Source organism: Stutzerimonas marianensis (assembly GCF_022810315.1).
Classification (GTDB): Bacteria; Pseudomonadota; Gammaproteobacteria; order Pseudomonadales; family Pseudomonadaceae; genus Stutzerimonas; species Stutzerimonas marianensis.
In genome coordinates, this window is record NZ_JALGRD010000003.1 from 90587 (window position 1) to 110228 (window position 19642).

The 19642-nt window shown below is 64.5% G+C and carries 17 protein-coding genes; 4 read left to right on the forward strand and 13 right to left on the reverse strand.

Going from position 1 to position 19642, the window contains the following annotated elements; translation table 11 throughout:
* Positions 1-3: 3 nt before the first annotated feature.
* Genes MST27_RS06245 through MST27_RS06270 form a run of 6 tightly spaced genes read right to left on the reverse strand, consistent with a single transcriptional unit; the run spans position 4 to position 5415 of the window.
* The gene (locus MST27_RS06245; RefSeq protein ID WP_243605142.1) at positions 4-1962 is read right to left on the reverse strand and encodes a response regulator; all 1959 of its coding nucleotides are present in this window, start codon (positions 1960-1962) and stop codon (positions 4-6) included.
* Positions 1952-2800, reverse strand: coding sequence for an ATP-binding protein (locus MST27_RS06250; RefSeq protein ID WP_243605143.1), 849 nt, complete (start codon positions 2798-2800; stop codon positions 1952-1954). Before MST27_RS06250 ends, MST27_RS06245 begins: the two co-directional genes overlap by 11 nt.
* Complete coding sequence (locus MST27_RS06255) at positions 2793-3803, reverse strand: ATP-binding protein (RefSeq protein ID WP_243605387.1); 1011 nt, start codon at positions 3801-3803, stop codon at positions 2793-2795. Before MST27_RS06255 ends, MST27_RS06250 begins: the two co-directional genes overlap by 8 nt.
* On the reverse strand, positions 3800-4204 hold the full coding sequence (locus MST27_RS06260) for an anti-sigma regulatory factor (protein ID WP_243605144.1): 405 nt from the start codon (positions 4202-4204) through the stop codon (positions 3800-3802). The genes MST27_RS06255 and MST27_RS06260 overlap by 4 nt, the downstream gene beginning before the upstream one ends.
* Complete coding sequence (locus MST27_RS06265; RefSeq protein WP_243605145.1) at positions 4201-4563, reverse strand: STAS domain-containing protein; 363 nt, start codon at positions 4561-4563, stop codon at positions 4201-4203. The genes MST27_RS06260 and MST27_RS06265 overlap by 4 nt, the downstream gene beginning before the upstream one ends.
* Positions 4564-5415: an STAS domain-containing protein gene (locus tag MST27_RS06270; RefSeq protein ID WP_243605146.1), complete on the reverse strand. Its 852-nt coding sequence runs from the start codon at positions 5413-5415 to the stop codon at positions 4564-4566.
* A 513-nt stretch (positions 5416-5928) separates the two neighbouring features.
* Between MST27_RS06270 and MST27_RS06275 the strand changes: the two genes are divergently transcribed.
* A complete protein-coding gene (locus MST27_RS06275) occupies positions 5929-8043 on the forward strand; it encodes a putative bifunctional diguanylate cyclase/phosphodiesterase (RefSeq protein ID WP_243605147.1) in 2115 nt (704 codons plus the stop codon).
* 12 nt (positions 8044-8055) lie between these two features.
* Here MST27_RS06275 and MST27_RS06280 read toward each other — a convergent pair whose 3' ends face one another.
* Both MST27_RS06280 and MST27_RS06285 read right to left on the reverse strand, forming a co-directional pair.
* Entirely contained in the window at positions 8056-8733 is a 678-nt protein-coding gene (locus tag MST27_RS06280) for a TIGR04211 family SH3 domain-containing protein (RefSeq protein WP_243605148.1), read from the reverse strand.
* 252 nt (positions 8734-8985) lie between these two features.
* Entirely contained in the window at positions 8986-9294 is a 309-nt protein-coding gene (locus tag MST27_RS06285; protein ID WP_243605149.1) for a hypothetical protein, read from the reverse strand.
* A gap of 150 nt (positions 9295-9444) precedes the next feature.
* Between MST27_RS06285 and MST27_RS06290 the strand changes: the two genes are divergently transcribed.
* A complete protein-coding gene (locus MST27_RS06290; protein ID WP_243605150.1) occupies positions 9445-9771 on the forward strand; it encodes a hypothetical protein in 327 nt (108 codons plus the stop codon).
* 10 nt (positions 9772-9781) lie between these two features.
* On the opposite strand, the gene MST27_RS06295 is transcribed toward MST27_RS06290, so the two are convergent.
* The 4 genes from MST27_RS06295 to nirB all read right to left on the reverse strand — a co-directional run bounded on the left by MST27_RS06295 (position 9782) and on the right by nirB (position 15588).
* Complete coding sequence (locus tag MST27_RS06295; RefSeq protein WP_243605151.1) at positions 9782-11503, reverse strand: bifunctional protein-serine/threonine kinase/phosphatase; 1722 nt, start codon at positions 11501-11503, stop codon at positions 9782-9784.
* Between the two features lie 203 nt (positions 11504-11706).
* Complete coding sequence (locus MST27_RS06300; RefSeq protein ID WP_243605152.1) at positions 11707-12522, reverse strand: formate/nitrite transporter family protein; 816 nt, start codon at positions 12520-12522, stop codon at positions 11707-11709.
* A gap of 106 nt (positions 12523-12628) precedes the next feature.
* Positions 12629-13015, reverse strand: a complete 387-nt coding sequence (gene nirD, locus MST27_RS06305) for a nitrite reductase small subunit NirD (protein WP_243605153.1) — start codon at positions 13013-13015, stop codon at positions 12629-12631.
* A complete protein-coding gene (gene nirB, locus MST27_RS06310; protein ID WP_243605154.1) occupies positions 13015-15588 on the reverse strand; it encodes a nitrite reductase large subunit NirB in 2574 nt (857 codons plus the stop codon). The genes nirD and nirB overlap by 1 nt, the downstream gene beginning before the upstream one ends.
* A gap of 527 nt (positions 15589-16115) precedes the next feature.
* Here nirB and MST27_RS06315 point away from each other — a divergent pair.
* Together MST27_RS06315 and MST27_RS06320 are read left to right on the forward strand one after the other, a co-directional pair.
* Entirely contained in the window at positions 16116-16940 is an 825-nt protein-coding gene (locus tag MST27_RS06315) for an aldo/keto reductase (RefSeq protein WP_275973123.1), read from the forward strand.
* A gap of 133 nt (positions 16941-17073) precedes the next feature.
* Complete coding sequence (locus MST27_RS06320) at positions 17074-18420, forward strand: esterase-like activity of phytase family protein (protein ID WP_243605156.1); 1347 nt, start codon at positions 17074-17076, stop codon at positions 18418-18420.
* Positions 18421-18523: 103 nt separating this feature from the next.
* Here MST27_RS06320 and MST27_RS06325 read toward each other — a convergent pair whose 3' ends face one another.
* Positions 18524-19558, reverse strand: coding sequence for an NADP-dependent oxidoreductase (locus tag MST27_RS06325; RefSeq protein WP_243605157.1), 1035 nt, complete (start codon positions 19556-19558; stop codon positions 18524-18526).
* Positions 19559-19642: the final 84 nt, after the last annotated feature.

The following is a 19642-nucleotide window of genomic DNA, read 5'->3' on the forward strand; positions in this document are numbered from 1 at the left end:
GGGTCAGTGGGCGGTCGGCCCGGTCGGCTGGTCGAGCATCTGTCGCACCTTCGCTAACAGGTCGCCGATCTGGAAGGGTTTGACCACCATGTCCATGCCGGCCACAAGGAAACGGTCGCGGCGCACGGCGTTCTCGGCGTAGCCGGTCATGAACAGCACCGGTAGAGCGGGGCGGTGGAGGCGGGCCGTGTCCGCCAGGTCTCGTCCGGACAGCTGCGGCAGCCCGACATCGGTCAGCAGCAGGTCGACGCTCGGATCATCCTGCAGCACCGACAGGGCCGTGGCGACATCGCCCGCCTCGCTGCAACGATAACCCGCTTCGCCGAGCATTTCGGCCACCAGCATGCGCACCGCGGGCATGTCTTCGACGATCAGCACATGCTCGCCCTGGCCCATCGGCATGTCGCTCAGGTTGCTGGTTGCGACGCTGGCGGCTATTGCCGTCGGCAGCACCAGCGAAACCTCGGTGCCTTCGCCGACCACACTGGTCAGCCGAGCCTCGCCACCCGATTGCCGCGCAAAGCCGTAGATCGACGACAGGCCGAGGCCTGTGCCCTGGCCGAGCGGCTTGGTGGTAAAGAACGGCTCGAACACCTTACTGAGGATCTCCGGCGCGATGCCGGTACCGTCGTCCTTGACCGTGAGCACCACATAGCTGCCGTCGTCCAGATCCGGATCGCCCTGAGCCTGCAAGGCAGCGGTGCGGATGGTGATGTTCCCGCCGTTCGGCAGGGCATCACGGGCGTTGATCACGAGGTTGAGAATGGCGCTCTCGAGCTGATTGGCATCCACCTGGGCGACGGCGCCCTGCGCGCAAAGGTCCAGGTTGAGCGAGATGTGCTCACCGATGGTCCGCTGCAGCAGCTCCTCGAGCGACCTGATCTGTTCGTTGAGGTCCGCCGGGCGCGCATCCAGCGGCTGCTGGCGGGCGAACGCGAGCAGGCGATTGGTCATGGAAGCCGCGCTGCGTGCCGAGTTCAGCGCCGTGTCGGCGAAGCGCAGGACGGCGTCGTTGCGGCCTTCGTCCATGCGCTTCTTGAGCAGTTCGATACCGGTGATAATGCCGGTCAGCAGATTGTTGAAGTCATGGGCTATGCCGCCAGTGAGCTTGCCAAGCGCATCCATCTTCTGCGCCTGCATCAGTTGCGCCTCCGTCCGGACGCGTTCGGCCACTTCGCGGGCCAGCTCGGTGTTGGCGTTGTCCAGCTGCTGCCGCTGCGAGCGCTCCCGCTGACGCTGTTCGGTCACGTCTTCGATGACCACCAGCCCGAGCTCGTCCGCGCGATAGGGTGACACCTGCCACTTGGTCTCGCGCCGATTTCCGGCGACCTCCATGATCAGCGTGTCCTGCCAGCGGGCACTGCTGGAAAGCGCTTCGCGCAGCGCTTGCAGTTTGGGTTGCTGACCATCGGCCAGACTGGCGGCCAGTGCGCAAGGGTCGGGCTGCTCACCCAGCAGCTGGCTCAGGGCCCGGTTGCTTTCATGGATGTGCAACTGCGTGTCGATCACGGCGATCGGTGCTGCAACCTGGGAAAAGATGTCGCGGAACCGCGCTTCGCTTTCGCGCAGCGCGTGTTCGGTATCGCGGACGCGCAGCAGCGTGCGCAAGGTGGCGAGCAACACGTCCGGGTCTACCGGGTGGATCAGATAGGCATCTGCGCCCGCGTCCAGGCCGGTGATGATGTCGCCGGTCTGGATGGAAGCGGCGGATACATGAATGACCGGCAGCAGCCGGGTCCGGTCGTCGGTTCGCAATTGCCGGACGATATCGAAGCCGCTCATGTCCGGCAGGTTCACGTCCAGAATCAGTGCATCGATCGTTTCGCTGAAAATCAGTCCAAGCCCTTCGTTGCCCGTACCGGCTTCCAGCACGCTGTAGCCGTGTCGTTCGAGCACACGGCGGATCGCATAGCGAGTGGCGCCATTGTCATCTACCACCAGCAATGTGTTCTTAGGCTGCATTGACCGGCTCCGTGGAAATGGCGACGGGAATGATCACGTAGAACGTCGAGCCGACGCCCGGCTGGCTCTCGACACCGACCCGCCCACCCAGCAGTTCGGCGAAGCGCTTGCACAGGGACAGACCCAGCCCCGTGCCACGCAACCGCTTCTGCAGCGGCGAATCGATCTGGACGAAGTCTTCGAACAGTGTGAGGTGCAGGTCTTCGGGGATGCCGATGCCGGTATCCGTCACGGCGAAGCGCACCGCGGCGTCGCCTTCGGGACGCACGGAGACCCGAACCTCACCGTTCTGGGTGAACTTGAGCGCGTTGGAAATGAAGTTGCGCAGGATCTGCGCGAGCTTCTTGTCGTCGGTATAGAGCCGTGGCATGTCCAGCGGCTCCTCGAAGATCAGGTCCACCGCGTTGGCGTCCACGATCGGGCGAAACATGCCGCGCAGGGCAGAGAACAGGTCCAGCATGTCGAACCAGGCCGGCGAGATGGTGATCCGACCGGCTTCGATCTTGGCCAGGTCCAGCAAGTCGTCGACCATGTCGGTCAGTTCCCCGGCAGCGCTGCTGATGAACAGCACCTGCTTGTGCTGCTCGGGGCTCAGCGGGCCGTCGAGTTCGTCGCTGAGCAGCCGGGTGATGCTGCGGATCGAGCCCAGTGGCGTGCGGAACTCATGGCTCATGTACGACAGGAATCGGCTCTTCAAATCCGAGGCCTGCCGGAGTTGCTCGGCCTGGGTGTCGAGTTCGGCGTAGAGCGCCAGCACGCCCTGGTTGGTTTCTTCAAGCTCCGCGCGTAGCGATTCGTTCTCGCGGCGCAATTGCTCGTAGCGTTCGGAATCAGTCACCGATTGCCTCCAGTGCAATCACCATAACGGTTACATCGTCGCGACCCCGGCTGAAATCGCGGTGCAGCAGCGCGGCAATGATCGCCGGGTGACGGTGCACCAGGCCAGGATAGTCGCGCAGATTCCAGCGGGACTGCAGGCCATCGCTGTACATGATCAATAGGCGACTGTCGCCGACCGGATAATCGAATACCTGGGCCTTGCGGAACTGGCCGCCGATGATACCGGGATGCGAGGCCAGGCCGCGGCTCTTCTCCGTCGTCAGCAGGTGCGCTCCGATATTGCCGACCCCGGCGAAACGCAGGGTCCCGGTGTTGGCGTCGTACAGCGCGACGGCGGCGGCGCCGCCCCGCGTGCCGGACATCGCCTGGTGCATGCTCATCAGGTTACTGCTTGGTTCGTCGAAGGGGGCCGTGGCGAATGCTGCCTTGCCGGCAAGACTGGCGCGCTCGGCCTCCTGCCCGTGGCCGATGCCATCTATCACCAGCGCTGCGACGCGTGCCCCCTTGAGCGCGATGTGCCAGGTATCGCCGCAGGCCGGGTCGTCGTTCAGTGCATGCTGGCTGATGCCGAAGCGCAGGGGCAGGGCCGAGGCGTGGCGAGGGTAGAGCTGCGCCAGGACGACCGAGCCCCGGCTATCGGAATGGATATCGAAGACCTGCGTCTGACGCGACAGGGCGCCGAGCCCGGTTCCTTGGGTGCCGCCAGTGGAAAAACCATCGGCGAGGCACTGGGCCGGGTCGAAGCCGGGGCCACGGTCCACGGCGATCAGCTCGATCCCGCTGCCGTTTCGCCCCGGTATCCTGCGGATATGAAGAGCCCCGTGGTGGGCGTGCTTCAGAAGGTTGGTGCACAGTTCGGTCGCCACCAGCGCCGCACGGCCGGCATCGGTTTCGTTGAACCCCAGCTCGGTCGCGAGCGCTTGCGCGACACGTCTGGCCTGGCCGATCTGGCTGTCATCCTCGATCGGTACCACGCGGGTCGTGGCGCCACCGGCAGTCATGACCATTTGATGATACTGATCCGCGTACCCACGCCAGGCGTGCTGTCGAGATCGAATTCATCCACGAGGCGTCGCGCACCGGTCAGGCCCAGGCCCAGGCCGCCGCCCGAAGTCCAGCCATCGGTGAGCGCCAGTTTGACGTCCGCGATGCCCGGGCCTTCGTCGCGGAAGGTCAGACGGATGCCGGTCCGCGGGCCTTCGTCGAGGACGTCCCAGTCCATGTCGCCGCCACCGCCGTAGACAACGGTGTTGCGGGCCAGCTCGCTGACCGCAGTGACCAGCTTGGTCTGGTCGATCAGGCGCATGCCGCAGTCCTGTGCCAGCTTGCGCACGGCCTGCCGCGCGATGACCACATCCTGCTCGATGCGGACCGCCAGGCTGCCGCTGGTGCGCACGTTCATTGAGCGGCCATCCGCTTGTGCAGCAGCTGCATGCCTTTCTCGACATCCAGTGCGGTGCTCACGCCTTGCAGGGTCAGACCCAGCTCGACGAGGGTGATGGCGACCGCGGGTTGCATGCCGACGACGACGGTTTCAGCGTCCATGATGCGGGAGAGGCCGGAAATGGAGCTGATCATCCGGCCGATGAAGGAGTCGACCATGTCCAACGCGGAAATGTCGATCAGCACGGCCCGTGCGGAAGTCGAGCTGATTCGCTCGGCCAGGTCGTCCTGCAGCGTCATTGCCAATTGGTCGTGCATGTCGACCTGAATGGTCACGAGCAGGAAATCGCCCATTCGTAGAATCGGGATGCGTTCCATTTAGACGACCTTGCTGACGGTCAGGCCGGAGCGGCGCAGGGCAAGCGCCAGCGCGTCGGCGAGGGACGCCTTGGTCACGATGCCCTGCAGATCCAGGCCCAGATGCACGATGGTCTGCGCGATCTGCGGCCGCACGCCGCTGATGATGCAGTCGGCACCCATCAGACGGATCGCCGTGACGGTCTTGAGCAGGTGCTGCGCGACCAGGGTGTCGACGGTGGGCACACCGGTGATGTCGATGATGGCAATTTCCGAGCCGGTGTCGACGATGCGCTGCAGCAGCGACTCCATCACCACCTGGGTGCGTTGCGAATCGAGCGTGCCGATCATCGGCAATGCCAGCACGCCGTCCCAGAGCTTGACCACCGGCGTGGACAGCTCCAGCAGCTCTTCCTGCTGACGCTTGATGATCGCTTCGCGAGATTGCTGGAAGGTGCGCACCGTGTGCAGCCCCAAATGATCGACCAGCTCCGAAAGTGCCCAGATCTGATCGGCCAACAGGCCCGGCTCATCAGCGTATTCGGCTTGCAACAGCGGCATCAGCGGACGCTTGATCGAGAAGATGAAGCCGGCTGTCTGCTGCGAATCGAAGCCCAGCAGCACGCGACTGTGCGACAGCTGCTCGAGAAACTGGCGCATGTCGTTCCAGCTGGCGGAGCGAATGTCGGTGGACTCGGCCCGACTTGCGCCTGCGACCAACAGGCGGATGAACTCAGCGGTCTGCTGCCGGAATTCGTCGGCCTTGACGTTGCGGTAGATGCCGCTGGCCTCGAGCTCTTTTGTCCAGCTTTCGATCAGGTCCTGCTCATGCTTGGCAATGACGGTAAAGGTGCGTTCTTGCAGTGAGGCCATTGGCGCGTGTCCTTTTAGGCGGTGCGGCGATAGTCGGGTTGGATTCGATTTGCCAGCCGGTGTTCCGGTGGCATCTATCATTTCGTCATCGAATCCGGCCCAATAGCGCGGCGTTTAACAGGCGAAGCATCGGGCTGGATGCAGGTCGGGAGCGCACACTCGGGTGTCGCTCGTGGAGCCGATGCCGGGTGCAGGGGGGGAGGGTGCCATCATCGATGACGCAAATCCGCGACCTGTTCATCGGCGCAGCGCTGGCATTTCGCCTCATCTTGTCGGCTCGGTCAAGGAGTTTGCCAACGCAGCGCTCTGGATCACGGCCGCATCGGCGCACGTCTGGCCCGGCACCGCTGAGCGGATAGTGCTTTTGCATCCTTAAAAACCGTCCGGTTGCGCCGACACACGGTTCGAGCGACCGAGGCGTTCGGAAGAGGCGTGCATGATTCTGCATGATGGCACTTCGCCTTTATCTGGTTTTCGGTCAAGATTCGCGCCCCATTCGCCGAGGCAGGGCCCATGCTGGTTGGTAGCTATAACAACATCCTGGTGTTTTTCTCGTTCGTTGTTGCCGTCCTGGCCTCCTATACCGCGCTGGACATGGCCGGGCGTGTCGCAACCGCGCAAGGCCGTGCTGCCCGCTGGTGGCTGGCTGGTGGGGCGTTTTCGATGGGGCTGGGCATCTGGTCCATGCATTTCATCGGCATGCTGGCGTTCAGCTTGCCCATACCCCTTGGCTACGACCCGCTGATCACGGCGGGCTCCCTCGCTATTTCGGTCATGGCCTCGGCGATGGCGCTGTGGCTGGTTTGCCAGCGTGAACTGCCCTGGACGCGTCTGCTTCAGGGCGCATTGCTGATCGGTTCCGGCATCGCGGTGATGCACTACAGCGGCATGGCGGCGCTACGGATGCAGCCGGGCATCATTTATGACGCGGCTTGGCTGGTCGTTTCGATTCTGGTGGCTGTTGCGGCTTCCGGGGCGGCGCTCTGGCTGGCGTTTCGCCTGCGCGCGAACCTGCATCACGTCAAGGCGTTGCGCGGCGCGGCGGCGCTGGTCATGGGGCTGGCCATCGTCGGGATGCATTACACCGGCATGGCGGCGGCGAGTTTTCCCGAGGGCAGCTATTGCGGCGCCGCCAACGGCGTGGATACCAACTGGCTCGCCTTGCTGGTCATTGTCGTGACCCTGGCCGTGCTGGCGATCACGCTAATCGTGTCGGTGCTGGACGCACGCCTGCAGTCACGCACGTCGGTGCTGGCCAATTCGCTGGAGAAAGCCAACTCCGAGCTGATGCAACTGGCCCTGCATGACAACCTGACCCGGCTACCGAATCGCCTGCTGCTCGAGGACCGGCTCAGCCAGGCGTTGAAGGTGGCGCAACGTGAGCAAAGCAGCTTTGCCGTGATGTTCATGGATCTGGACGGTTTCAAGGCGGTGAACGATGCCTATGGCCACCACCTGGGCGACCAGCTGCTGGTCAGCGTTGCCGAAAGGCTGCGTGACTGCGTGCGTGCGCAGGACACCCTGGCACGGCTGGGCGGGGACGAATTCGTGTTGCTGGCCACCATCACAGGGCCGGACGATGCCGCCACGCTGGCAGCCAAGCTGGTTCAGTGCATCAGCGAGACGTTCGTGCTGTCGCGCTACACCTTCAGCGTCTCGCTCAGTATCGGCATTGCCGTCTACCCCGGCGATGGCGACAGCGAACGCGATCTGCTGCTGCACGCCGATGCGGCGATGTACCACACCAAGAGCACCGGGCGTAACGGCTACAACTTCTTCGAAGCATCGATGAACGCCAACGCGGCCGAACAGTTGCAGCTGTTGCATGACCTGCGACTGGCCGAAGCGAACGGCGAGCTGCGCCTGCACTATCAGCCGAAATTCGAGGCGCCCGCCGGCCCGGTACAAGGTTTCGAAGCGCTATTGCGCTGGGAACATCCGCAACGCGGCCTGCTGTCGCCCGATGCGTTTCTGCCCCTCGCGGAAAAGACGGGCCTGATCGTCCCCATCGGCCGATGGGTGCTCGACGAAGCCTGTCGACAGCTGCGCGAATGGCACCTGCAGGGGCTCGACCAGTGGACCGTCGCGGTCAATCTGTCCGCAGTTCAGTTCGAGCAGCCGGACCTGCTGGGCGTGGTGACCGAAGCGATTGGGCGGCATGGCATCCCGCCGGCCATGCTGACCATCGAGGTCACCGAAACGGTCGCGATGCGTAACCCCGAGACGACGATTGAAACGCTGGAGCAGCTCACGGCCCTTGGTGTGAGGGCCTCGATCGATGACTTTGGCACCGGCTATTCGAGCCTGCTCTACCTCAAGCGGTTGCCCGCCAGCGAGCTGAAGATCGACCGTGCCTTCGTGCGTGACATGAGCGTGGGCAACGAGGATTCGGTGATCGTCTCGGCGATCATCGCGCTGGCCAAGGCCCTGGGGCTGCAGGTGGTGGCGGAGGGGGTGGAAACCGCCGAGCAGCAGCAATTTCTCACCGGGCTTGGTTGCGAGACCTTGCAGGGTTTCCTGCTCGACCGCCCGATGACACCGACACAGATCCTCGCGCGCCTCGAGCAGGCGCGCCCTGGCGAGTCGGCGTTCGTGGCGGAGAGTCTTTCCCCCGCCGAACCGGCCTGATTCGCTGCTCGGTCAGAACCAGCGGTCGTTGCGCTTGCGACCGCGCGTCATTGCCGGAAGGATGAGGCCAGCTAGCAGGCCGGCGCCGGCAATGCTGCCGCCGTAGACCATATAGCGCATCAGCACCTGGTTGTTCTCGTCGCCCAGGCGGGCCTCTGCGTCGCGAAGCTCCGATTCCGTGGCGGTCAGGGCTTCGTCCAGGGCCTTGCGGCGTGCTTCCAGCTCGTCAATCAGCGCCTTGCGTGAGTCGAGGGTTTCCTGCATGCCCTGAACGCGGGCCTTCCAGCTGTCATCGATGGTCTTGAGCTCTTCGCTGAGCTCGGCAACCTGCTGCTCCAGTTGTGGCAAGCGCTCGGCCTGGCCGGGCACTTCCTGCAGGTCGCTGCTGCGAATCCAGACACGGTCGCCGTTCTCGCCACGGATCTGGCTGTAATCGCCCTGGGTGTCGAGCAGCTCCACCTTCTGCCCGGAGGTAAGGCTGCCAACGATGCGATAGCCATCGGTCGGGCCGCTGCGCACGTAGGTGGTCAGCGTGTCACTGACCCAGCGGGCGCTGCTGGCTTCCTGGGCCTGGGCGGGTACGGCCAGGGCCAGCAATGTGCCGATCAGGCCGGCCCGGAAGGCGTTGCGCTGGCTGGGTGCAAGGGAAAAACGGGACAAAAGGGTGACGAGATGACGAGATAAGTACATGGCAGTCTTCGCGTTGAAAAGATGAAGGCCCCGGTGAACGGGCCGTAAATGAAAGCGGATCCGGCCAGGCCAGGAAGAAGCCGCCGCGCCGGGTCAGGCTGTTGTCGAGCGGGCGTGCCGAAGTGACCTGTTCATGTTCGGGAGGGGTGCATTCCCCCCGTGTGTGGGGCCTGGCCCCGTTGCACTGGCAGACAGGACTGACAACGAACCGACACGAGGGTTCATTAAATTTTCATTCAATCGTGCTTGTGACTACAGCTGCTCGATGTGCTGCGCCCGGATCATCACCTGCTCCTGGCGAAAGCGGGCCTCGAGTGACGTGCGGTATTGCTGCCACCAGCCGCGGTCCAGGTCCGCTGTCATGACTTCATACAGGATCAGGTCGTCGCGCACGGCATGCTCGTCGTCTTCGCACCAGAGCCCATCCACCGGGGCGCGTGCGTGCGCCGTCAGCCCGCCGAAGCGCTGCACCAGTTCGTCTCGCACGCTGGCAAAGAGCGTTTTGGGCAGAGGCTGCCCGGTGTTGTCGTAGAGCGGTAGCAGGAGCTGGATCAGGTACATGGCGTGTTCTCGAACGAGCAGGGCTATCCATCCGACCGCAAGCTGCCGTGCTTGACGTCAGCCCATCGGGAGACCGCTGGTAGGCACAAGCGAATTCAGCGGCGCGGCTGGACTCCAAGCAAGACATGCATTCGCTGGAGGTAACCCACAATGGAAGCGTCCAACCCCTCGGTCGCCGCGCTGCAGCGCGCGCAGGACATCACCTCTCGATGGTCGGACGGCGAGCTCGGCGCCGAAGAGGCGCAGCAGGCGCTCAGCGCCGTCTTCGAACAGTGGCAACCCACCGAGCCTGACACCGACGCCGAACGGGTCGCGGAGACGGCGCTGGCGGGCGCACGTATCGCCTTCAATGACTGGCAACAGCGTGGGGAAAACTGCGAGGAGCTGGTTGCGCAGTTGCGCTGGATACTCGATCCGTCGAAAGACGGCATCACCGATCCCGAGCTCAACGTCTACGCGCCGCAGCGCCCGGAATGAGGCGAGCGCCTTAGCGGACCAGCAGCCCCACCACGAGCAGCGCCAACGCCAGGGAAACGCCTTTCCAGAACAGCACCGGGTTGCGCTCCATCAGGGGCGGCCTGGCCTTGGCGAGAAAGGCCGGACTGGGCTGACGCAGCTCGAAGACGAACTCCGACAGATCCTCGTAGCGCTTGTAGGGGTCCGGGTGCAGCGCCTTGCGCAGGACGTCGTCGATCCACGCTGGCACCTCGCGGTCGTGGTCTCGAATCGGTTGATAGACGAGCTTTTTCTGTGCTGCGCGCGTTCGGCTGCGGGCGACCTGAGTGCCGTAAGGCAGGGCGCCGGTGAGCATCTGGTAGGTGATCACCGCCAACGAGAACATGTCCGAACGGGTGCTGCCGCTTTCTCCCAGGAAATACTCGGGTGCGGTGTACTGCGCCGTGCCCAGCAGGTCGCTGCGCTCGATGGGTGAGGCGATTTCCATGATGCCGGCGACCCGGGTCGAGCCGAAGTCGATGATTTTCACCGTGCCCGTGGTGTCGATCATGATGTTGGCCGGGCGCAGGTCCTGATGAAGCATCTCCAGGCGGTGGAAGGCGCGTAAGCCCTTGGCGATCTGCTCGACGATGCCGCGCACCGTTTCAAGATCTGGACGCGGGTGGTCGATCATCCATTGGGTCAGCGTCTGCCCGTCGATGAACTCGCTGACGCTGTACAGGTAGTTGCGCTTGCGGGTCTGCGCGCACGGCTTGACCACGTGGGGGCTGTCGATGCGCCGCGCGACCCATTCCTCGGTGAGAAAGCGTTCCAGGTACTGCAGGTCGCGCTGCAGGTCGATAGAGGGCGTCTTGATGATGACCGTCGCCTGGCTGTCATCGTCGATGGCGAGATAGACGTGACTGCGGCTGCTGGCGTGGACTTCGCGGACGATGGTGTAGCCATCGAACCTGGCGCGCGCCTCGAGGATGGGCGCAAAGGGCAGCTCGGTCAGTTTGTGGTAGAGCTCGTCGGCCTCCTGCAGGGGCAGGGCGTCGATACGCAGGATCTGCACCGTGAGGTTGTCGTCGCTGCCCTGTTCGAGGGCCTGCGCGACGATGGCTCGGGCGGCGGCGTCGAGGTCATCGGCGTACTGCGCGATGGCGCCTAGCATCGAAATGGCGCTGATGTACTCGTACACGCCATCGGTCGCCAGGATGAAGGTGTCGCCAAGCTCCACCGGTTCGGCGCGGTAGTCCAGGTCCAGTTGTGGATGGATGCCCAGCGCACGGCTCAGGTAGCTCTGCTGTTCGGAAAGCCACAGACGGTGATCGTTGGTGAGTTGCTCCAGGGCGTTGCCCTGGACGCGATAGATGCGTGAATCACCGGCATGAAACAGGTGCGCGGTAGTCGACTTGATGACCATCGCGCTGAAGGTGCAGACGTAGCCGCGATCCGGGTCGAAGCGGTCAGGTCCTCGCTGACCCTGCGAATGCAGCCAGGAATTGGTCGCCATCAGTACCCGCTGGGCCGATTTCTTCACCGACCAGGCATCGGAGGTGCAGTAGTAGTCGGCGAAAAAACCGGTCACGGCCGACTCGCTGGCGATGTGGCTGACGGCGCTACTGCTGATGCCGTCGGCCAGGGCAATGGCGATGCCTTTGCTGCTCAGCTGCGGCTCCCTGGGGATGTAGACGCCGTGGAAGTCCTGGTTGATGGCTTTGGGGCCCTTGTCGGTGTGTTGGCCCACCGAGACCTTGAGTTGTGTGCTCATGAAAGATCGGCTGCGGTCCCTGCGATGGGTAGGCCAGGACTGGCGGATGGACTGGCGCTCAAGGGAAGGTCACCGGATGGTCTGACACCGCGGCCCTCTCCCTTTGGGAGCGGGCCGGGGTGAGAGGAACGGCGGCGTGCACAAAGGCTCATCCCCATCCCTTGATCGCTCTCGCCGGTCGGGCTCGCACCGAGCGACCCGCCTTAGCGCACCAGCACGCGCTTGGCGCCCGTGCGTACATGCGTGGTGTAGAGCGTCAGGCCGGTAAAGGCCAGGCCGCCCACCAGGTTGCCCAGCGCGGTGGGGATCTCGTTCCAGATCATGTAATCCATGACCGAGAAATTGCCGCCCATGATCATGGCCGAAGGGAACAGAAACATGTTCACCACCGAATGCTCGAAGCCCATGAAGAAGAACAGCATGATCGGCATCCACATGGCGATCACCTTGCCGCTGACCGAGGTGGAGATCATCGCGCCGACGACGCCCATCGAGACCATCCAGTTGCACAGCATGCCGCGCAGGAAGATGGTCAGCCAGCCGGCCAGGCCGAACTCGGCGTAGCCCAGGGTGCGCGACTCGCCGACGTGCGAGATTTTCTCGCCGACCGGCCCCGGGTCGGTGGAGAACCCCATGGTGAACATGAACGCCACCATGAAGGCCACCAGCAGCGCGCCGCCGAAGTTGCCCAGGAACACCAGGCCCCAGTTGCGCAGCACACCCTTGACGGTCACGCCAGGGCGTTTGTCCAGCAAGGCCAGTGGGGTGAGCACGAAAACGCCGGTGAGCAAGTCGAAGCCCATCAGGTAAAGCATGATGAAGCCGACCGGGAACAGCATCGCCCCCACCAGTGGCGAGCCGGTCTGCACCGTGACGGTCACGGCGAACACCGCAGCCAGGGCGAGGATCGCACCGGCCATGAAGGCGCGGATCAGGGTGTCGCGAGTGGACATGTAGATCTTGGATTCACCCGCGTCGACCATCTTGGTGACGAATTCCGAAGGAACGAGGTAGGACATTAGTCGATTCTCAGTGTGTTGGCTGTTAGCCGATATTCCGGCCTTTAGATTCGAGTGAGCGCTTCCGTAGGGGCCGCTGTTGCCAATCGAGTTCGGCCCTACGAATTCATGCCCCGCCCGTTTGAGCGATTTCCACCGCATCGCCATTGAGGCGCACGGGCCAGACCTGCAATTGCTGTTCCGGATACTCCAGGCAGCTGCCATCGGCCAGGCGGAAGTGCTGCTTGTACAGCGGCGAGGCGATCACCAGGTCGCCCTTGAGCTGCCCCACAATGCCGCGACCGATGACATTGGCGCCCGATTTCGGGTCCTTGTTGGCGATGGCGAAGACCTGCTCGCCGGTCTCCGTATCGGGCAGGTGAAACAGCGCCACCTGCTCACCATCGAGCCAGGCGACCACACCCGAATTGGCGACCAGGTCGCGGCGGCTGCACAGCGGACGCCAGCGGACGGACTCGGTCGGTTGCATGCGTACGGCGTTTGGCTGGCTCATCAGAGCACCTCCTCGGTGACGGGAATCAGGTGGAGTTCGGATGCGTGCACCGGACGGCGCTGGCCACGCTCCTTGACGAAGTGGATGTCCGGGTCGCCGCGCTGGTCGTTGACGAAGGTGCGGAAGCGCTTGAGCTTCTCCGGATCCTTGATGGCGTTGGCCCATTCGCATTCGTAGCGGTCGACCACCAGCTGCATCTGCGCCTCGAGCTCGGCGGCCAGGCCCAGGTTGTCGTCGATGATGACTTGCTTGAGGTAGTCCAGGCCGCCCTCGAGCGACTCGCGCCACACCGAGGTGCGCTGCAGCTTGTCTGCGGTGCGGATGTAGAACATCAAGAAGCGGTCGATGTAGCGCACCAGGGTTTCGTCATCGAGGTCGGTCGCAAACAGCTCGGCGTGGCGCGGGCGCATCCCGCCATTACCGGCCACATAGAGGTTCCAGCCCTTGTCGGTGGCGATCACGCCGACGTCCTTGCTCTGCGCTTCGGCGCATTCCCGGGTGCAGCCGGAGACGGCGAACTTGATCTTGTGCGGCGAGCGCAGGCCCTTGTAGCGATTCTCCAGATGCAGCGCCATGCCGACGCTGTCCTGCACGCCATAGCGGCACCAGGTGCTGCCAACGCAGGATTTCACCGTGCGCAGGCTCTTGCCGTAGGCGTGGCCGGTTTCGAAGCCAGCTTCGATCAGCTCGCCCCAGATGTCCGGCAGCTCGTGCAACTGGGCGCCGAACAGGTCGATGCGCTGGCCGCCCGTGATCTTGGTGTAGAGGTCGTATTTCTTGGCGACGGCACCCAGGGCGATCAGCTTGTCCGGGGTGATCTCGCCGCCGGCGATGCGCGGCACGATGGAGTAGGTGCCGTTCTTCTGCATGTTCGCCATGAAGGTGTCGTTGGTGTCCTGCAGCGGGATCAGCGCCGGGTCGGTGATCGGCTGGTTCCAGCAGGAGGCGAGGATCGAGCCCACCGCCGGCTTGCAGATATCGCAGCCGGTGTGACCGCGGCCGTGCTTGGCGAGCAGCTCCTGGAAGCTGAGGATGCCTTCGACGCGGACGATCCCGTAGAGCTCCTGCCGGGTATGGGCGAAGTGCTCGCACAGGCTCTTGTCGACTTCCACGCCGCGCGCGGCCAGCTCGTGTTCGAAGACCTGCTTGAGCAGGGCCGAGCAGCCGCCGCATCCGGTACCGGCCTTGGTCGCCGCCTTCAGCTCGCCGAGGTCGGTGAGACCGGCATCGACCTGGCAGCACACCGCGCCCTTGGTGACGTTGTGGCAGGAGCAGATGGTCGCGGTGTCGGGCAGGGCATCGGCACCCAGCGCCGGCGCGCCTTCGCCAGCCGGGAGGATCAGGCTCGACGGGTCGGTCGGCAGCTTGAGGCCGTTCTGCGCGTACTGCAGCAGGGTGTCGTAGTAACTGTTGTCGCCGATCAGCACCGCGCCGATCACCCGCTTGCCGTCCTCGGAAAGCACCAGACGGCGGTAGCTCGCGTTGGCTTCATCGATGAAGCGGTAGCTCTTGGCGCCCGGCGTGGCGGCGTGGGCGTCGCCGATGGAGCCGACGTCGACCCCGAGCAACTTGAGTTTGGTGGACATGTCGGCACCGCTGAAGGGCTGGTGCGGCTGGCCGCAGAGCAGGGCGGCCAGGTTGCGGGCCATGGTGTAGCCGGGGGCGACCAGGCCGAAGATCATGCCGTTCCAGGATGCGCACTCGCCAATGGCGAAGATCGAGGGGTCGCTGGTGCGGTAGTCGGCGTCGATCACGATGCCGCCGCGCGGCGCGATCTCCAGTTCGGCGCTGCGCCCGAGCGCATCCTGCGGGCGGATGCCGGCGGAAAAGACGATCAGGTCGGTTTCCAGATACTCACATCTACCATCAGCGCCATCCTGGAAATTCATGCGGTAGGCGTATTGCTCACCCGCGATGATTTCCTGCGTGGCGCGCGACAGGTGCACACCGACGCCCAGCGCCTCGATGCGCGCCTTGAGCGCCTTGCCGCCTTCGTCGTCGAGCTGCACCGGCATCAGGCGCGGAGCGAACTCGACGACATGGGCTTCCAGCCCGAGTGACTTCAGCGCATTGGCCGCTTCCAGCCCGAGCAGACCACCGCCGACCACCACGCCGCGCTTGGCATGGCTGGCCGCCGCGCGAATGGCATCGAGGTCGTCGAGCGTGCGGTAGACCAGGCGCGAATGGCCTTCGGCACCGGGGATCGGTGGTACGAACGGATAGGAGCCGGTCGCCAGGATCAGCTTGTCATAGGCCTGGCGGCCTTCGGTCGTGACGACTTCCTTGCGCTCGCGGTCGATTTCGAGCACCTGCACGCCCAGGTGCAGGTTCACGCCGTGTTCGCCGTAATAGCCGGCGTCGCACAGTGCCAGGGAGTCGGCATCGCGGCCGCCGAAGTACTCGGACAGGTGCACCCGGTCATAGGCGCGCTGGCGCTCTTCGCCGTACACATGGATCTGGTACTGGCCCAGCGCACCGCGCTCGACCAGCTGTTCGACGCAGTGGTGGCCCACCATCCCGTTGCCGATGACGACCAGCGTTTCACTCTTGATCGGGGTGACGATTGCGTTCATGACCGGTTCCTCCGTCGAGACCTGGGGCGGACTCGTCGTACAAAAACAAAAAGGCGCCTGGAGCTGTCGGCAGCTCCAGGCGCCTTTGCCTGGTATTCATGGATTGTGTGGGGGTGTTGACGCGAGCCACGTTGCCCGCTGCACCCGTCCCGTGCCTTCTGGCTGATGGTCGTCGCTGACCCCGGGGAGGCCACCGAAAGGGTCGGCAGCCGTTGTTCGTGATGAAGCAGATTGCATGCCAGGCCCGTCCCAGCTGCACGGGTTGGCGGTGCAGCCGCTGGCCGGCGAGCCCTGCACGGGCCGCTCAGTGGTTGCGACGGTGCGCTGCCGGGCAGGACCATCGCCGAGCATTGACCTATAAAGGTGCGATGGCCGTGCCCATTCCCTTTTTTGGGGCGTGTGGCCGAGAACTTTGCCGCCTGGCTCCGGTCGGTACTCCACCTGTGACCCGCCACATCGCCGCGGCGCAGACCCGAATGGCTGGAGGGCCCGTGAATACCATCATCGAACAACCCGTACTGCTGGGCATGATGCGCCTGACCCAGTATCCGGAGCTGGCACAACCCCGGGCGCTGCTCGACTTCATCGAGCGCTGTGTCGAGCTGGGCGTCAGCGGCTTTGACCATGCCGACATCTACGCTGGCGGAGACTGCGAGGCGCTGTTCGGCGCTGCCCTGCGCTTGAAGCCCGAACTGCGGCGCCAGATCCAGCTGATCGGCAAGGCGGATATCGTGCTCGCCGATCAAGACCGCTCGCGTTGGTCGGTCAAGCACTACAACACCGAGGCTGCCTACCTGAAGACGGCGGTCGAGGGCACCCTCAAGCGCCTGGGCGTCGAGCGGCTCGACGGCTTCCTGTTGCACCGGCCGGATCCGCTGTTGCGCGTGGAGGAGGTTGCCCGCGCGCTGGACGACCTGGTTGCCGGCGGCAAGGTGGCCTGGTTGGGCGTGTCCAATGCCGAGCTGCTGCAATGCCAGGTGCTGGCGCGCGAATTGCCGATTCGCTGCAATCAGATCGAACTATCCTTGCAGGCGCAGGCGGCGGTCTGGGATGGCCGGCTACATGGTCTGCAGAGCGAAGGTATTCAGGTGCTGGCGTGGTCGCCAATGGCCGCGGGACGCTTCACGCCGGCGCTGCAGCAGTCGCTCGACGCCGTGGCGGCCGATGTTGGCGCGACGCCCAACCAGGTGGCACTGGCCTGGTTGCGCCGCCTGCCGGGCCGTCCGGTACCCATCCTGGGAAGCCTGCGCTGGGAGCGGATCGAAGAAGCGGTCACCGGTGCTTCACTGGAGCTGGATCGGCCCACCTGGTACTACCTGGCCGAAGCCGCGCGCGGGCATGCGGTCGCCTGATCGAGGCATGCGCCAGGGAATCGTCGACTGGAGCGCGAAGCGCCATATGGCTGACATAGTCGCGGCATAAGGTGGGCACGACGCCGCACCTGCGCCGGTCGCGCGCCGCGGCACTGCCCATGGAGAAAGCCCGATGCGTATTCTGAAGCCGTTGGTCGTCGCCCTTGCCGCGGCGTTGTCTGTCCCCGTAATGGCCGCCAGCAACACCCTGGTCGGCTGGGCGATGATGCCCGCCGACACCTTCTCGGATGGGCCGACGTCCGGGCAGATGGTGTCTGGCAATCCCTACGGCACCTTCACGCCGCCTTATGAAGGGCGCCAACCCGTGCAGGGCTTCTCCGCGATCCTGCCTGGCGCGGACGAGAACAGCTTCATCGTCATGACCGACAACGGCTTCGGCGCCCAGGGCAACTCCGCCGATACGCTGCTGCGCCTGTACAGCGTGCGGCCCGATTTCCGCACCGCCAGCGGCGGCAGCGGCAAGGTCAGCGCCAGTGACTATCACAGCGGCACGCCACTGGCGCGATTCATCGGCCCGTCACGTCTGAGCATCAACGACATCAACCAAACGCTGGGCTTGCCGATCCAGGCTGACTACCGCTTCTACTACAACGATGGCTCCAAGCCTGCCGTAGACGGCGACATCATATTCGGGCGGCTGCTGACGGGCGCGGATCTGGATGTCGAATCGGTGCGGCGCGACCGGAGCTGCGCCATGTGGTTCGGCGATGAGTTCGGGCCCTACCTGATCAAGACCGACGCCTCCGGCACCGTGCTGCGCAGCGCCATCTCGCTACCGGGCGTCTATGCGCCGCAACACGCCGATGTGCTCGCCGGCCGGGCCACGGCCAACCTGGGCAGTTCCGGCGGTTTCGAAGGCATGGCGATCAACCCGCGCGGCGACCGGCTGTATACGCTCCTGGAGAAAACGGTCGACGGCGACCCGGACGGCAGCCTGCGAATCAGCGAGTTCGACATCGATCAGGAACGCTACACCGGGCGGGTCATGTTCTATCGTCTGCAGGCGCCGAACCATGCCATCGGCGACATGACTGCCCTCGACGACTCCCGCTTTCTGGTGATCGAGCGCAACGGTGATACCGCCACCCGTGGCGAGCCTTTCAAGCGCATCTATTTGATCGACACCCGCCAGGTCGCCAACGGCGGGGTCGTGCACAAGACCGAGCTGGTCGACCTGATGCGTTTGGACGACCCGGACGACCTCAATCGCGATGGCCAGCGCCAGTTCACCTTTCCCTACGTGACCATCGAAAGCGTCTTGCCGCTGGATTCGCGTACGCTGCTGGTCACCAACGACAACAATTTCCCCGGCGGCGGCGGGCGTGAGTTGGCCGCGGACGTGACGGAATTCCTCAAGATCCGCCTGGCCCAACCGATTCCCGGCGTACGGCCGCCGCACCTGCAGCAGGCGAAGGACGCGCGCCGGTGCCAAACGGTGGTTGGAGCCAACCAGCGCTGATCCGCGTCTGGCCGGGCCGACGGTCTCATCCAGGGATCCTTGGCCTGGTCGGCTCGGGCGAAGGGTTGCCGGTTTGACGGCGCGTTCGTGCTGAGCAGCCTGGTCAGGCCTCGCCCACCTGCACCACCAGTTTCCCGAAGTTCTTGCCCTCCAGCAGGCCTATGAAGGCGTCGGGTGCGTTCTCCAGGCCTTGAACGATCTGCTCGCGGTACTTGACCTTGCCGTCGGCGTACCAGGCGCTCATGTCGCGGGCGAACTCGTCATAGCGGTGACCGTAGTCGTCGAAGATGATGAACCCCTGCATGCGCATGCGCTTTTTCAGCAGCGTCTCGAGCAACAGGGGCAGGCGGTCGGGCCCGTCCGGCAGATCGGTGCTGTTGTACTGGGCGACCACGCCGCATACGGGCACGCGTGCGCGAGTGTTCAGCAGCGGTAGCACGGCATCGAACACCTTGCCGCCGACGTTCTCGAAATACACATCGATGCCGTCCGGACACTGCTTGGCCAGTTGCTCGGCGAAATCTGTTGCACGGTGATCGATACAGGCATCGAAACCGAGGGTATCGACCGCGTGGCGACATTTCTCGGCGCCGCCGGCGATCCCCACGACACGGCAACCCTTGAGTTTGCCGATCTGACCGACCGTGGCGCCGACCGGCCCGGTGGCCGCTGCGACCACCAGGGTTTCTCCGGCTTTCGGCTGCCCGATGTCCAGCAGACCCATATAAGCAGTGAAGCCCGGCATGCCCAGCACACCCAGCGCATGCGAGGGATGCTTCATGTCGCGGGCGAGCTTGATCAGGCCGGTGCCGTCGGAGAGGGCGTAGTCCTGCCAACCATTGCCGGACAGCACCCAGTCGCCCTCGCTGAAGTCCGGATGTCGCGATTCGGCAACGCGGGAGACCGTACCGCCAACCATCACGTCATCGATCTCCATCGGCGGGGCATAGGAAGGCCCGGCGCTCATTCGGCCCCGCATGTAGGGGTCCAGCGATAGATAGACGGTACGCAGCAACAGCTGGCCTTCATGGGGCTCCGGCACCGGCCCGGTTTCCAGACGAAAGTTATCCGGCGCGGGCGCGCCATGCGGGCGCGAGGCCAGGTGAATATGGCGATTGTGCTGGCGGATCTGGGACATGACTGATACCTCAAGGCAGGGTGAACGCTGTGCAGATTGGGAGCACGACCGAGCATGAGCGTTCCCTTTTCGCGCCCGACAGGC